This is a genomic window from Methanolobus halotolerans (assembly GCF_004745425.1).
GTDB lineage: Archaea > Halobacteriota > Methanosarcinia > Methanosarcinales > Methanosarcinaceae > Methanolobus > Methanolobus halotolerans.
Map to the genome: position 1 here is coordinate 162179 of NZ_PGGK01000003.1, position 15946 is coordinate 178124.

11 protein-coding genes are annotated in these 15946 nt (G+C 40.7%); 10 read left to right on the forward strand and 1 reads right to left on the reverse strand.

All coding sequences use genetic code 11. The annotated features are described in order from the left end of the window. The first annotated feature begins 4 nt into the window (after nt 1-4). Nucleotides 5-1939 carry a hydantoinase/oxoprolinase N-terminal domain-containing protein gene (locus CUN85_RS04060; RefSeq protein WP_135389040.1) on the forward strand — a complete coding sequence of 645 codons (1935 nt, stop codon included), beginning with the start codon at nt 5-7 and terminating at the stop codon, nt 1937-1939. Between the two features lie 103 nt (nt 1940-2042). Here CUN85_RS04060 and CUN85_RS04065 read toward each other — a convergent pair whose 3' ends face one another. Continuing rightward, the gene (locus tag CUN85_RS04065; protein ID WP_235856186.1) at nt 2043-2387 is read right to left on the reverse strand and encodes an ArsR/SmtB family transcription factor; all 345 of its coding nucleotides are present in this window, start codon (nt 2385-2387) and stop codon (nt 2043-2045) included. Between the two features lie 206 nt (nt 2388-2593). Here CUN85_RS04065 and CUN85_RS04070 point away from each other — a divergent pair, with 206 nt between their 5' ends. From CUN85_RS04070 to CUN85_RS04110, 9 genes are all read left to right on the forward strand, one after another. Continuing rightward, on the forward strand, nt 2594-3448 hold the full coding sequence (locus tag CUN85_RS04070; protein WP_135389041.1) for a universal stress protein: 855 nt from the start codon (nt 2594-2596) through the stop codon (nt 3446-3448). Nucleotides 3449-3453: 5 nt separating this feature from the next. Beyond that, the gene (gene arsB / locus CUN85_RS04075) at nt 3454-4509 is read left to right on the forward strand and encodes an ACR3 family arsenite efflux transporter (protein WP_135389042.1); all 1056 of its coding nucleotides are present in this window, start codon (nt 3454-3456) and stop codon (nt 4507-4509) included. A 230-nt stretch (nt 4510-4739) separates the two neighbouring features. Continuing rightward, the gene (locus CUN85_RS04080; RefSeq protein ID WP_135389043.1) at nt 4740-5186 is read left to right on the forward strand and encodes a nitrophenyl compound nitroreductase subunit ArsF family protein; all 447 of its coding nucleotides are present in this window, start codon (nt 4740-4742) and stop codon (nt 5184-5186) included. Beyond that, the gene (locus CUN85_RS04085) at nt 5183-5896 is read left to right on the forward strand and encodes an aromatic aminobenezylarsenical efflux permease ArsG family transporter (RefSeq protein ID WP_135389044.1); all 714 of its coding nucleotides are present in this window, start codon (nt 5183-5185) and stop codon (nt 5894-5896) included. The genes CUN85_RS04080 and CUN85_RS04085 overlap by 4 nt, the downstream gene beginning before the upstream one ends. A gap of 792 nt (nt 5897-6688) precedes the next feature. Beyond that, nucleotides 6689-9178 (forward strand): GAF domain-containing protein, encoded by a 2490-nt coding sequence (locus CUN85_RS04090; protein WP_235856187.1) that lies wholly within the window; start codon nt 6689-6691, stop codon nt 9176-9178. Between the two features lie 111 nt (nt 9179-9289). Continuing rightward, entirely contained in the window at nt 9290-10048 is a 759-nt protein-coding gene (locus CUN85_RS04095; protein ID WP_268921584.1) for a helix-turn-helix transcriptional regulator, read from the forward strand. A 311-nt stretch (nt 10049-10359) separates the two neighbouring features. After that, on the forward strand, nt 10360-12264 hold the full coding sequence (locus CUN85_RS04100; RefSeq protein ID WP_135389047.1) for a methyltransferase cognate corrinoid protein: 1905 nt from the start codon (nt 10360-10362) through the stop codon (nt 12262-12264). Between the two features lie 140 nt (nt 12265-12404). Then, a complete protein-coding gene (locus CUN85_RS04105; protein WP_135389048.1) occupies nt 12405-14339 on the forward strand; it encodes a hydantoinase/oxoprolinase family protein in 1935 nt (644 codons plus the stop codon). Beyond that, on the forward strand, nt 14336-15943 hold the full coding sequence (locus CUN85_RS04110; RefSeq protein ID WP_135389049.1) for a TCP-1/cpn60 chaperonin family protein: 1608 nt from the start codon (nt 14336-14338) through the stop codon (nt 15941-15943). Before CUN85_RS04105 ends, CUN85_RS04110 begins: the two co-directional genes overlap by 4 nt. Nucleotides 15944-15946 lie beyond the last annotated feature (3 nt).

Here is a 15946-nt window from a genome sequence, read left to right on the forward strand (position 1 = left end):
AAAAATGCACTATGGACTTGGGATTGATGCAGGTGGAACGTATACGGATGCTGTGCTCATACAGGGTTCTGACGGAGCGGTTGTTGATTCAAAAAAGGCCTTTACCACATACCCGGATCTTCAGAGGGGGATAAGAAAGGTACTTGATTCTCTTGACCAGGATTTTCTGAAAGATGTGAACCTTGTTTCCGTTTCTACAACACTTTCCACCAACTCCTTACTAGAGGGTACGGGTGCACCTGTAGGCCTCATACTTGTGGGAGAACACATCGTTGAAAAGGACCTGCCCACAAAGTATGTTAAGTGGATATCCGGGGGGCATGACACCCGTGGTGACGAAGAATACCCCCTTGACCTGGATTCGGTCAGGGACTATGCAAAACAGACAAAGGAGTCAGTATCGGCATTTGCGGTATCCGCATACTTTGGAGCACGCAATCCGGAACATGAACTGAAGGTAAAAAAGGTCATAACAGAGATTACAGGAATGCCTGTGGTCTGCGGGCATGAACTTTCCCAGGAACTCGGTGCATATGAAAGAGCTGTTACTGCTGTCCTGAATGCACAACTCATACCTATCACATACCATTTCGTGAGTTCCGTAGTGAAAGATGTCAAAAGCCGGGGAATTGAAGCCAAGATGCTCATGCTCAAATGTGACGGTTCTGTGTATAACATCGAGGATGCCATGGAAAGACCCATCGAGACTATTTTCTCAGGACCTGCAGCAAGCCTGCTTGGTGCTTCGTATCTTTCAAAGATAGAAACATGTGCAGTTATTGATGTTGGTGGAACCAGTACGGATGTATCCATGCTTCACCAGGGTGTGCCTGAGATAAGTTCTTCCGGAGCCGTTGTCGGCGGCTGGAAAACAAGGGTCAGGGCAATGAAAATGGAAACTTCGGCAACCGGAGGAGACAGTCATGTCTGGGTAAAGGATGAAATGATCTGTATAGGTCCCAGGAGGGTGATCCCTCTATGTGTTGCGGCAAGCATCTATCCGGGATTCAGTAATAAACTGAAGAAGAGCAGGATAATCTCAAGAGCTCAGCTTGACGAGAACAACCAGCCTGCAAAGTTTTTCGTGGCCACGAATTATGAGGCCATAGGTCTTAACGAACAGGAGAAGGCAATTCTGTCAGTTGTAGGGGATGATCCGATTTCCACAGCTGAGATGGCACTGTCCCTCAAAAGGCATCCTTCTTCGGAAATCCTGGATTCCCTGATGAACAAAAGACTACTGCAGGCTATAGGTTTTACTCCCACCGATGCCCTGCATGTGCTTGGCCTGTATAATGAATGGGATACTTCCACTGCAGAAACGGGTGCTGTCAGCCTTTCAAGGTATGTGAGGGAAAACAAACACGGTTTCTGTATGTCCGTGAGGGAGAAGGTAGCAAAGAATATGGCTGCGGACCTGATGTCCTTTATCCTGCCTCATCATCCGCAGGACATGATAGCGGACCTGCTGAACAGTACATATCCTGCAAAATTCAAGGTGGAGATTCCTGTTGTATTGCTCGGTGGACCCGTGAAAGCATACGCTGATGAATTGCGCTCGGTCATTGATGCAGAGGTGATAGTCCCGGATTTTGCAGAGGTCGGCAATGCAGTAGGCGCCCTGGCAGGAAAAGGTGTCAAGAGAATTGAGATCTCAATAGTGCCTGCATCAATACAAAATCCCGATGAGGATTTCCTCGTGTTCTCTCCTGTTGGAAGGGAGCGTTTCCAGGCATATGAAGATGCTGTGGCATTTGCAACCCAACTAGGAAAGGAACTTGTCCTTGACTACGAAAAAAGATGCGGTATACTTGAGCAAGACACGAAGATAACTGTTTCCAGAAAGACCCATTCGCCTGACAACTGGTCCCATCCACCCCTTGAAACAAAGGTTACAGTCGTCGGTGTCGGAAATCCTATGATGGTATTAAAGGAATAGAAGAGGAGAATAACTGTAAACGTTGATCTATGTTAATCATGGAAGGGATGAGTAGGCGAGATAGAATATGTTAGAAATCCCTTTGTATTCGCAAAGAAAGCAGCTAAGAGTGGATCTGGTTCTTTCTGTCAAGCATAGGCCGTACTTCCGGGTTCAATTGATAGTATGTGTATCTTGAGCTTTTGAATGATCTGACAACTCCACTCTGTCTCATGACTGAGAGGTGATGGGACACAAGGTTTTGTTTTTCTCCTGTTACATGGACCAATGCTCCAACACAATAATCCTGTTCCAGAAGATAATACGCGATCTTTAGCCTTATAGGGTTGCTAAGCACCTTGAAAACATTACACAGTTTGTTTATTTCGTTTTCGTTTATGATAATCTCTTTTTCTAGGCTTTGTTCCCATTCCTTTTTCATATTCTCATCAGCAGGACAGCATCTCATAAAGTTATGATGAGAACTGTGCCATATATACTTTGCACATCAAATCTTCTTGATATGAAACATTTATCGTTATATCAAAAGCCTGTTAATTTATTATGTAACTGAAACAAATTGAAACAAATACTATGTTATAAGTAGAGTTATGCAAAAAAATATGATTCAAAAATATCCCAGTTAATCTAAGTTCAAATAAAAGTGGGAATAGCATGATCAGGACCATACTTGTACCTACGGATTTCACCATTGAGAGCGAAGAGCTCCTTTCCTGCATAGGTGAGCTTAAAAGCTCCGGGCTGGAGAAAGTTATATTGTTGCACGTTGTGGACATCTTCAAGTCCCAGGGACTTGCACCCATGTTCGAGGAGAATGCAAACAAGAGGATAGAAGAATACAGGCAGTTGCTGGAAGAAATGCAAGTCAATGCCAGTACGATCGTAGTTGAGGGGGATGTCAAAAAGACGATCGCCCGAATCGCAGATGAAGAAAATGTAGACTGTATTGTCATGGGCGCAACCACTTCAGGGTTGATCAAGGGTCGGCTAACAGGCAGGACAACTGAATACATAGCCCGCAAGTCAGGAAAAATAATCCTCATTGAAAAATATGATACACTGAGGGAAACTGAAGAAGAGACCTATAGAAAAGCATGTTCTGCAAAGTTCTCGGAAATAATGCTTCCTGTTGATTTCTCTGAGAATTCAAAGAAGATCCTGGAAGAGATCCGGCATCTGAAAGATATCATTCATGAGATAGTATTTGTACATGTGATAGAGAGTGCAAAGAACAATGATGAACTCGAAGACAAGAAAAAGGAAAGTATGTCTCTTCTCTCTGAAATGGGAAAAGAATTTGAGGATGAACATGAGGTCAAATACATAATAGGCGAAGGCGAGGCTTCAGAAGTAATTGACAGGCTTGCGGAAGAAATGGATATTACACTCATAGCAATGACAACTCATGGGATAGGCTCTTTTAAGGATATACTACTGGGAAGTACTGCTGAGAGTCTGCTCCGGAGAACAAAGAAGCCTATATTGCTGGCTCCTGCAGATGAAAGGTGATAGTGATGGAAGAAGAGCGAGAACTTGATTTTTTCAGTAAATACCTGTCCATATGGGTAGCTATCTGTATTGTGCTAGGTACTTTGATAGGATATTTGTTCCCTTCCTTTGCACAATATCTTAGCAGCATTGAGGTTGCAAATGTCTCAATCCCGATCGCAGTTGTTCTGCTGATAATGATGTATCCGATAATGCTCAAGATAAACTTCGAAGAGGTACTGAATGTCAAGAAGAATTCAAAACCTCTGACATTGACACTTATTGTCAACTGGGCGATCAAACCTTTCACAATGACATTTACTGCCTGGTTTTTCATGAGCGTTCTTTTTGCAGATCTCATACCACCGGTTCTGCAGGAAGAATATATTGCAGGTATGATCCTTCTCGGGCTTGCGCCATGTACAGCCATGGTCCTGGTATGGACCTACCTGGCAAGAAGTAATATCAACTACGCACTTGTGCAGGTCTCTGTGAACGACCTGTTAATACTGGTACTGTTCGCCCCGCTGGGAGCACTCCTTGTAGGAGTGACAACAAGTTTTCCGGTTCCCATAATGACAATATTCTTTTCAGTATTGTTCTATGTGGCGATCCCTCTTTCCCTTGCGGTCATAACAAGACATACAGTAATAAAAAAAAAAGGGGTTTCCTGGCTTGAGAACAGTCTCATCAGAAAGATCGAATGGGTAACCCCGGCAGGACTGCTGATAACACTTATCCTCATATTTATATTCCAGGGAGATAAGATAATCAACTATCCGCTGCACATAGTGTTAATAGCCATACCCCTGATCATTCAGACGTACCTGATATTCTTCATAGCCTACATTGGAGCCAGAAAACTGAAAATACCCTACCGTGAAGCTGCACCCTCAACTTTCATCGGTGCCAGCAATTTCTTTGAGCTGGCAGTGGCTGTAGCTCTTATACTGTTTGGAGCAGGTTCTGGAGCCACGCTGGCAACTGTTGTGGGTGTGCTGGTCGAAGTGCCTGTAATGCTGCATCTGGTCAGCATCATGAAAAGTAACAAAGCAAAATTCGAATTCGAACCTCTTGCCTGAAAGGCGAAAGAAGTCCATATAGCTGAAGGTTGCCTGCTAAAGGACAAATTTCTGCTTCAATATGGAAGATTTCCTCCCTTTATTTGAGAATCCATTTTTTGAACTTTTTATTTTTTAGAGTACATTTGTATTAATATTGAGCTGCAAATACTTATATATCTGTGGTATTGACATTATAAGTGCTTCAAAAACATTTGAAATTGCATGTGATGTAATATGAAGGTGCCTAAATGAAAAGAGTGTTATTCATTCTGATTATCCTGATCCTGCTTTCATCTGGCTGTGTCGAGAACAGTGAATCGAATACTGCACCAGCCATTGATGAAAAACTGGAAACAGCTCCCCACATCGAGGTTATCCATTTTCATGGGACAAATCAATGTTACAGTTGCCAGGCAGTAGGAGCTCTTGCTGAAGAAACAGTGAATACCCATTTTGCTGAGGACCTTGAATCCGGGAAACTTGTCTTCATGCATGTGAACAGCGACCTCCCCGAGAACAAGCAACTTGTTCAAAGATACGGAGCAGCATATTCCTCACTGTGGATAGGCACGTATACTGGAGAGGATTTTTCTGCTGAACAGGATGTGAATGTCTGGTATCTGATAAATGACAGGGGCAAATATATGTCATATTTAAGTGAAGTCGTAGACGAAAAGCTGGAAGGTCTTGAATGACCGATATTATGACCTTTATGCAATCCATGGGGACCAGTGATATCCCGTTGGTTGCCGCATTCTTCATAGGTCTGATGACCGCTGTGAGTCCGTGCCCTCTGACAACCAAAATAACGGCAATAGCATATATCTCGAAAAAGATCGATCATGGAAGGCACGTAATGGCTGTTGGTATGATCTATACACTTGGAAGGATGACAGCATATGTGCTTGTAGCATCATCTATCCTCTGGATAGGACTGAACAGCCAGAATATCGCCTTACTCCTGCAGAAAAACGGGGAACTGTTGTTAGGTCCGTTTATTCTCCTTCTTGGAGTACTCATGATCACGGCTGACAGATTACCTTCTTTCAAAGGCTGGGGTGTAACCAGTACACTGGGCGAAAAACTAGGGGAAAAAGGATATGCAGGTGGCTTTCTGCTTGGTTTCATTTTTGCTCTTTCGTTTTGTCCTTTCAGTGCTGTGTTGTTCTTTGGCATGCTTATTCCTGTCGCACTGGCTGCAGGAGATCCAATAATCATCCCTTCGGTATTTGCAATCGCAACAGCTTTACCTGTATTGTTTTTCTCGATGCTTCTGGTGTATTCTGTATCTAGAGTAGGAGAATTCGTCAATAAAATCCATTCGATAGAGAGAGGTATGAGAATACTGACAGCACTTATTTTCATAATTGTAGGTTTGTACTATTCAAGACTCTTGTTTATGTAAGAGTTGACTTGGTTGTAAAAATTTCGTGTTTTATCATAGCACATCTTGAATATCCATGCACCCAGTTGATATTGTTCCCTGACAAAGAAATTTAATGTTCATACTTCTTTTGTGTTTCTTTTTTGAATGTCCACTCCATCAAAGGTATCATTGCATCTCTAACTTCAATACAATCCTCTGTCAATGAGTCTGTTTCAAAACTTCACTCATAGCTTTTTCCAGCACATCATAAAACACGCAATATCTAACAGTCCTTAGGACCCCTGTCCCGTAGAGTTCGTGCGTTCGGATCGCATCCCCCCCGCACCAAATTTTTTTGTATACTGCATATAAAAAAGTGCACATATGCAAATTAAATTTTATATGGTATGAGTAAGGAACTACCTGTTTTATCTGTAGAATGAATTGAGATTTCAACGAAAACCCAGATTTATTAATACAGATAAAAGTCTTGCTAAAATTTGTTTTTGCTGTAAGTTTTGTCTACAATATACTCTTTTACACCATAAATATAATGTATCAGGAATTTACAGGGATGCATAGATAGGTTTAATGTGTTTGTATCTCCTAACTACTATCGCAGGTTAAATTAATGTATTAGCAGGAATTAAAACAAATATAAAAATGAGTCATTCTATAATTTTCGTATGGTTATCTTATGAATCTCTCAACAAAGAATCATTTAAAAAAATAAAGCGATTTTTATAGGAAAATAGTTTTTGAGTAAATAAGAACTTGCAATGAACTTCAACTGGGACAAATATGCCTGAACAATCACATCAAGAAATCAGTATGGAATCAATAATCAATAATAGCCCTGTTATTGTAATTTCAAGAAAGGTCGAAAAAGATTTTCCAGTGAAATACGTGTCCAATAACATATGGCAATTCGGATATACACCTGAGGACTTTTATTCAAGCGAAGTTAAATACTCTGATCTGATCCATCCTGATGATCGTAAAGGTGTCTTAAAGTCCTTTAAATATCTAGATAAACAACTAAGTGAATTTGTTCGGGAATACAGGGTTATAACCCGGTTTGATGAGATACGCTACGTTGAAGATAGAATGCATATAAAAATCTATGATGACAAAAGTGTGCATCTTGAAGGTACTATTCTGGATATCACTGAACGCAAACATCATGAGATTATCGACCGCCAATATAGCTCGAGTAACGGAAAGTCACTTACTGATATTTCTCTCGAGGATGGCCTGAGGCTTCTTGTCACCAATGCAGAAAAGGTTCACTCCGGCCTTACATGCGCTGTTATGTTACTTGACAAGGAGAAGCAGCATATATCACGCATCATTGCACCTAACCTTCCCCTGTCCTTCAAGGAGGCGATGGAAGGTCTTGAGATCGAGTACGGAGTTTGTTCATCTGGCACGGCACTCTATATGGGAGAAGGGGTTATCGTTGATAATATAGAGGAGCACCCCTATTGGGCACTACACCGTGAAGTTGCAAAGAAGGCAGATATCAAGGCCAGCTGGGCCGAACCAATAATTGCTTCTACAGGGGAGATACTTGGTGTTTTCCTGATGTATTTCAATTTCCCGAACAGGCCAAAGAAGACATGTTTCGAGTATCTTAAAGCAAATGCAGATCTGGCAGCCATCGAGATCGAACACAGGATAGTTAACGAAACATTCAAGGAATCCGAGCATAAGTTCAAAACGATCTTCAATAACATCAACGACCAGATATATGTAAGTGAACTGAACGGAAATCTAATTGATGTTAACCAGGTTGTTGTTGACGATCTTGGATATTCAAAAGAGTATATTCTAAAATCATCACCTATGGATATTGTACCTTCCTGGTACATACAGCGTGCCTGTGAACTGATCAAAATGATCGAAAGGGATCATAAGGCAATGTATGAAGCTGCAGCCATCCGCAAGGATGGTTCTGTAATCCCTCTGGAAATAAATGCAAGAATGATCGATTATAATGGAAAGAAAACCATCTTGTCAGTAGCACGTGATATAACTGAGCGTAAAAAAGCTGAAAAGGCAGAACATTTGAATGAACTGCGTCTGGAGGCGCTGATCAAGCTCAATGAAATGACAACTGCTTCTTTAGATGAGATATCGGAATTTGTCAAAGAAGAGGCTGTTCGCCTTACTGAAAGTAAACTTGGATATCTTGCATTCACGAACGCTGACGAAACTGATCTAATCATGCATTCGTGGTCCAACTCTGCTATGAGTGAATGTGGTATAAGTGATAAAAAGTTTATTTATCCAATAAAGACCACTGGACTATGGGGTGAAGCTGTGAGGCGGAGGAAGGCAATTATCACAAATGATTATTCAGCTTCAAGCACCTTGAAAAAAGGATATCCAGAAGGGCACGTTGAATTGACAAGACATATGAATGTCCCGATATTTGACGGAGATCACATTGTTGCAGTTGTGGGCGTTGGGAATAAGGAAGAAGAATACAATGAATCGGATGTGCGCCAGCTCACACTTTTAATGCAGGGAATGTGGAAGATCATTCAGAGCAAACAGTTAATAAATGCGCTTAGCAAATACTCAGAAGAGCTATCAAAGGCAAACACGAATCTTAGATCTGTCAACATGATGAAAGAAGAATTCCTTGAGGACAATCTGGAAAAAGGCCATGATATTTTGCACGGATATAATGTACTTGATGATGAAACACTTAGCCTGCTGGATAATTCGCAAAAAGAAGCCATATCTGTACTTCTGAATAGCTCTGAAAGATTAAAGCGTCTGATAGATGCCATTCTTTTCAGCAGCATGCAGCAAGCTGGCAGGATAGAATACTCGTTTGCACCAGTAAATATCGGGAATGTCTTAGAAGATGCAATTCTTAATTCAATCCTGCTGATAGAAGGAAAAGAACTGGAACTTGACAAAAATATATCGCCCGGGCTCTCATTAGTAAAAGGTGACAAAGAAAAATTGAAAGATATGTGTACATATCTGATTCATAATGCTATAAATGTTACTCCTAAAGGTAATACTATAAAAGTAGAAGTTCATGAGGAAGAAAAATGTCTCAATATAACTGTAACTGACAGTGGGACTGGTATAGATAAAGATCTCATTCCTCATCTTTTCTATAAAATGTATCAGATAGATGACTCAGTAACAAGGATGTATCAGGGTCTTGAATCAAGTCTTTATATATGCAAGGAAATCGTGCTTGCACATCATGGAAATATCTGGATAGAAAGCGAACTTGGTCAGGGCAGTTCTTTTCATGTAAAAATTCCAAAATGGAGTGATAATCAAAATAGCATTTAAACCCTCATAAATGAAATATTTGAATTGTAGTTAAAATAGTATAATATCGCGATATGAGGTGATCACATAAAACTTTCGCTTTTAGGAACGATCTTTCTCTCCGAAAAAAGAATGGATCTGCTGCTATTGTTAATAAAAGGGCCTATGAACATTGAGGAAATCAAAAACACGCTTAATGTCACGACAAGTGCTATGATGACTCAAATAAAGGTTCTGATAGATCAGGGTCTGATCATCTATGATAATGACTTTTATAGGCTTTCGCTTTTCGGAGAGGTCATCGTCAGAAAAATGGTCCCTCTTGTCAATACACTCAAGGTTTACTCTGACAATTTGGAATATTGGGAGAATCATAAGTTCAATTCTATACCTACCTATTTACAGGACAGGGTGGAAGAACTTGGAGAATGTGAACTTATAGAGCCGGATCTTAATCGAATGTATGAATTGCCTATCAAATTGGAGACAAATCTTGAAAAAGCAGAGTACATATTGGAAGTATCGGCCTATTTTAGTCCTGCATACCCCTCTAAATATCTTGAACTGGCAAGAAAAGGTGTTAATATATCACTTATCATATCTGCACCTGTTTTCGAACGTCTCAAGAATGAATATAGTTCTGTATTGGAAGAATTTTTTGAAGCGGAAAACGTTGATATATATGTTCATCCTGATACAATTGGCCTGGCTTCCTGTATCGTCACTGATAAATCACTATCCATCTCGCTTTTCTTTAAAAATGGCATGTACCATAATCATGCAATGATGAGCTTTAATCAAAAGTCCCTTGACTGGGGTAAAGATCTTTTTGAGTATTTCAAATCTAATTCAACATTTTGCAAAAACTCGTCATTTGTAGAGCATGCATAACACGTTTCCCTATTATTTTGGAACATCTACATAAATTCCTACTTTTAATAAAATTTGTAACTATCCAATTTAGTCATTAATCTGATTAACGACGTTAATCCGATTGTTTATCTTAATCTTGTTAAACTCACTAACAACATTGTATTCATCAATATAATTATAACAATTAACCCATTTGCAAGCATTAATAATATTAACAGCGCTAACAAATAACTCTCGGTTATGTTATATACTTTTGTTTCGTAACTTGCAATGTCAAGAGACAAAAATAAACTGCTGTTGACACAAAAGAAAAACTTAGGAGGTAGATTATGGAACTTGCCATTCTTAACAAGTTAGCGGAAGCTGTAATTGAAGGAGATGACGATCTCGCAGAAGAACTTTCACAGGAAGTTCTAGATAAAGGACTGGACCCTTACGAGGCGATCGTAGATGGCCTGGCTAAAGGGATGATGATAATCAGTGACAAATATGAAAAAGGAGAAGCATTTGTCCCAAACCTGTTGATCGCATCCAGTGCAATGTATGCCGGTATGGAGATTCTGAGCCCTCAGATCCAGACAAATGATACTGAAAAAGCAGCTGTGGGCGTAATAGGTAGTATCGAGGGAGATGTGCATGACATTGGCAAGAATCTTGTCAAAACAATGCTATCTGCTTCAGGTTTCAATATGATAGACCTGGGTGCTGATGTACCGGTAGAGAGATTTATTGAAGTTGCTAAAGAACAAAAAGCAGATCTTATTTCCATGAGCGCTCTGATGACCACTACCATGACTAATATGGAAAAGGTCATTGAGATGCTTCAGGAAGAAGGTGTGAGAGACTCCCTCCGAATTATGGTTGGTGGAGCTCCTGTATCAGAAGAGTTTGCACATGCGATTGGTGCCGACTCAACCCATGCAGACGCCCTGCATGCAAGTGAATGGGCAAATGAAAGTGTAAAGGAACTTGATCCAAATCAGATCAGATGGAGTGAGGAGAAGATCAACCTTGGTAAAGTAAAGTACAGGGAGATCCTATCTAAGAAAAAGGTAAAAGGTAAGACTGATATCGGACTTGATACTGCCAAAGAGATTATTGAGGAATTTGAAAAGGTAGGTGTCAAGTCAAAAGAGCAAATGTCTCATATGGACAGGACATTAGCTTCTATGGGAGACAAAAAAGTGGATCGTCTACCTGTATATCCACTTGCCTGTGGCATCTATAGAAAGTTTGCCGAACAAAATTACAAACAGTACGCAACCGACCCAAATGCATTTGTAGAGAGTGCTTTCCTTGGATCCAAATATTTGGACACTGATATGTTTGTTGGTCTCATCGATCTTTCTGCAACATCAGCAGACTTTGGATGTAAGATAAAGTATCCTGAAGATGACACTCCTTCCTCAGAAGGCCACCTCAAGATTTACGAGGATATTGAAGTACCTGAGGTCAAAGAGGGAACCCGTGCGTATGAGCTTGTAATGGCATCGAAGATGGCAACAGAAAAACTGAACAAGGACTTGAAGACTCCTTTTGTCGGTTTCCACGAAGGACCACTTCTTACTCTCACCCAGCTGATGGGTGCGGACCGTGTGCTCATGGACATGAAAACGCATCCGGATGTCGTGCTTGAAGCGGTGCAGAAATGTACGGACTATATTTGCCAGGTATCTGAGCTCTTCTTTGAGGAGAATGCCTGTAATGCCCTGTGTATAGACAATCTCTGGTCCAATAATGTCATCATGAGCGAAGAAGACTACTGGAAGTTCGATGGTAAGTTCGTTTATGATCAGCATGTTCCCATTTTCAAGAAGTATGACCAGCCGTACATTATTCACAACTGTGCTGATGCTGTCCACTTTGATACACAGATTAAAAAGTTCGGCACACAACTGTTCAGTTATGCACACTACCCAAAACTGAGAAGTAAGGGTTCCCAGAACTATGCAGACCTGATCCCAAAGTATGGTGACACCTGTTGCATGATGGGTGAGATCAATCCGGTCGACTTCATGGATCATTCAGCTGGCGGAGTACAGAAAATCAAGGATGATACAAAGGAATTGCTTGAGGGCGTCCTTCCAGTACTCAAAGAGAATGGTATGCAGTCCAAGTACGTACTGTCTACCGGATGTGAGATACCACCGGGCGGTCCACTGAACACTGTTAAGGCTATGGTCGATATTGCCAAGGAACTAGGTCCGCAGTTGCAGAAGGACAACATCGGATAAAATAGGTAAATCACTTCCCTATTTTATCTTTTATTTATCATAAATTGAATGAGGTGATCGCTGATAATAGGTCTATATTCAAAAAAAGGCGGCAAATTGCCGCCCTACCTCTATCACTTCATATGGAAAGGTGAATAACAATGAATCTAGGACTTGGTATTGATACAGGTGGCACATATACTGATGCCGTAATAATGGATCTTGAGAAAGGAAATATTATTGATTCTCATAAGTCACTGACAACTTATCCCGACCTGATAAAAGGCATTGAGAATACACTTGGGGGGCTAAAAGAAGAGTATCTTAAAAGAGTTACTTTTACTTCTGTATCCACAACACTGGCAACAAATACTACACTTGAAGGCAAAGGTTATCCTGCAGCTCTTATTATGATAGGATATTCCATAAACAAAGAATTGCCAACCGATTATAGCATTTCGATCGATGGCGGTCACGATTCCGATGGTAATGAGATAACAAACCTTGGAAGCCTTGAAGATGTGAAAGATTTCGTGTTGGAGAATAAAAACAGGGTTGCTTCATTTGCTATATCTTCTTATTTTGGCGTCAGAAACCCTGACCACGAGATCAGGGTTAAAGAATACGTTCGTGAACTGACAGATCTTCCAGTTGTCTGCGGACATGAACTGTCCCTTAGTCTTGGAGCCTATGAAAGAGCTGTGACCGCACTTTTGAATGCCCAGCTGATACCTGTGATAGATGAATTTATAAAATCGATATCTTCAGTCATGGAAAAAAAGGGTATTAAATCCATATTGATGATGATGAAATGTGACGGTTCCCTTGTCAAAATAGAAGAAGCTCTTGAAAAACCAGTGGAATCCATATTCTCTGGCCCTGCTGCAAGTCTTGTAGGGGCAGCACACCTGACAGGAAGCAAAACCTGCATTGCTCTGGATATAGGTGGAACGAGTACTGATATTGCAATGATACATGATGGTGTTCCTGTAGTAAATGATTCCGGAGCTGTTGTAGGAGGCTGGAGCACTATGGTAAAGGCTATAAAAATGGACACTTCCGCTTTAGGAGGAGATAGTCATGTATGGGTACAGAAAAAGATGTTCATTGGCCCAAAAAGAGTGATCCCTCTGTGCCTGGCAGCATCGGAATATCCTTCCCTGATAGATAAACTGAATAACATGCAAAAATTCACTCCTCATATGATGTCCGAAATAATGCAGCCTACTGTCTTCTTTATAAATCGGGAATCTGGCTCATCTAATATGAAAAAGTCAGAGCTTGATGGTCAGGAAATAAATGTACTGGATGCTATTGGAGATGGACCATCGTCGTTATCAGATATAGAAAAAAAGATTGAGATGCATCCTCTCATGTTCGTAGACGTCTTAAAATCACTTATCAGGAAAAGACACGTCCATCAGATTGGTTTCACACCAACGGATGCACTGCACGTACTTGGGGAATACGAACAGTGGAATAAAACTGCATCTTTCATAGGAGCAGACATACTATCAGGATATCTCGGTATGAGCAGGGATGAGTTCTGTTTGGAACTTAAACAGAATTTTCAGAAAAGCCTGGCCTTACATCTTGTTTCTTACTTCTGTCCTGATGTCAAAAAAGAAGATATCAGAAAGTTACTGGAATATCCTGACATGCTGATGTTCAAACCAAAGATTCCGGTAGTGATGGTAGGGGCTCCTGTAAAAGCCTATGCAAAGGAACTGAACAAGGTCATTGAAGTTGATATGGATATACCGGCTTTCTATGAAGTTGGTAATGCGGTTGGAGCCCTTGTAGGCGATGTGATCTACAGAACAGAGATGCTGATAAAACCTTCCTCAAGAGGTAGCTCTAGCTATACTCTTTTCTCGGATGAGGGCAGGCAAATATTTGAAGAATACAAGGGTGCTGTAGATCATGCAACCGAGCATGTTGAAAAATCAGTTGCACAATACATGAAAGGTTATGGTCTGAATATGGATAATGTCAATTTTCAGCTTAAAAGAGACGACATTGGAGCTGTGGGCACGATTCCACTTGAAACGCGATTTGTCGGTGTGGCTATAGGCAGTCCCAGGAGAAGCGTATGAATACTTCAATTGCACAACATCAGAACACACATGCATTGGACAATATGGATGCTCTGCGTCAAAGTGTGCGTAATCGTATAGGTATAACGGGTGATGTGGAAAAAGATGAACTCATATATCACATGGAGCATGCATCCATAGATATAAAGGACCTCTTCGCTTCCTCTTTCGGACCCCGTGGAATGAATAAGATCATAATCAGCCCGACTGATGATATTTATATGACAAGTGATGGGAAAACGATAATCGAAGAGATAGATGTGTTACATCCTGTTGTTACGTCTCTGAAAGAGCTCGCAAAGTCCATGGACAAAGTATGTGGTGATGGTACAAAGACCGCGGTCATTCTTGCTTCATCTCTCGTTGAGAATGCTGCAAAGCTTGTAGATTACGGATTACATCCAACAACTATCATAAAAGGATATCAGCTTGCTTTGAACAAAGTTTACGATATACTTGAATATGAAAGTACGATGGCAACTTCTGAAGAAGATCTGCGTTATGTAATAGAAAATGCCAGCCTCAGCAAAGGTATCGAATCCGGTCAGGCTCAGATGATAACAGATATCGTGCTAAAAACGTTTTCAAAGCTTAAAGACCTGAATGATGATGGTTCCATTGATCTTAATGAGTATATCAGGGTTATTAAAAAAGTAGGCGGGCCTGCGATGGAATGTATCTCGGGTATTATTTTGGATGAGACTCCTGCAAGACATGATATGCCTTTTCATTTCAAAGGTGCAAAAATCCTCATACTCAATTACAATGTAAAATTTGAGAGCAAGATAATAAACTCCCAGCGTAATATCAGGATAGATGGTTTTGATAATTCCGAACTTATAGCGCAAGAACAAACGAGAACTGTTAAAGCCCTTGCACAGAAGATCATTGACTCAGGAGCTGATATCGTTCTCTGTGAGGGAGATGTAAATGAATATGTGGAGGATTCACTTGCAAAACATGACATCTTACTCTTCAAGAAATTAAAGATGATGGATATAGAAATGATATCCAAAACAACAGGTGCCAACATCATTTCCATCCGGGACGATATCATTCCTGATGACCTTGGTTTTATTGATGAGGTGAATGTTGAAAAGAAAAATGGAGAATACTTCCTATTCATCTCTGTTGATGATCAGCCGATATCCACCATTCTGATATGGGAACCATTCAGATATGGTCTTGAAAAACTCGAAGAAGCAGTAGATGACGCTTTGAACAACGCTGCATTTCTTATGAAAAAGCCTGTTGTCGTCAAAGGAGGAGGCGGTATCGAATTTGTACTCTCACAAATGCTCAGGAAATATGCGTCAACATTTGAAGGAAAGGAGCAACTTGCTGTAATCGAATACGCAAATGCTCTTGAAGAGATTCCCAGAATACTTGCACGTAATGCTGGTCTCAATGAAGTGGATGCAATGATACAAATGCTCAATAATTATAACAGAGGAATCGATTGCAGGATAGACTATGAACGAAAAGTGGTTGAGAACAACCCTCCTGTATATGATTCTGCGAGCATAAAAAAGATGTCTGTCATTGCAGCAACTGAAACCACAAACAACATTTTGAGGATCGATAAGATCCTGTTGAAAAAATAATCC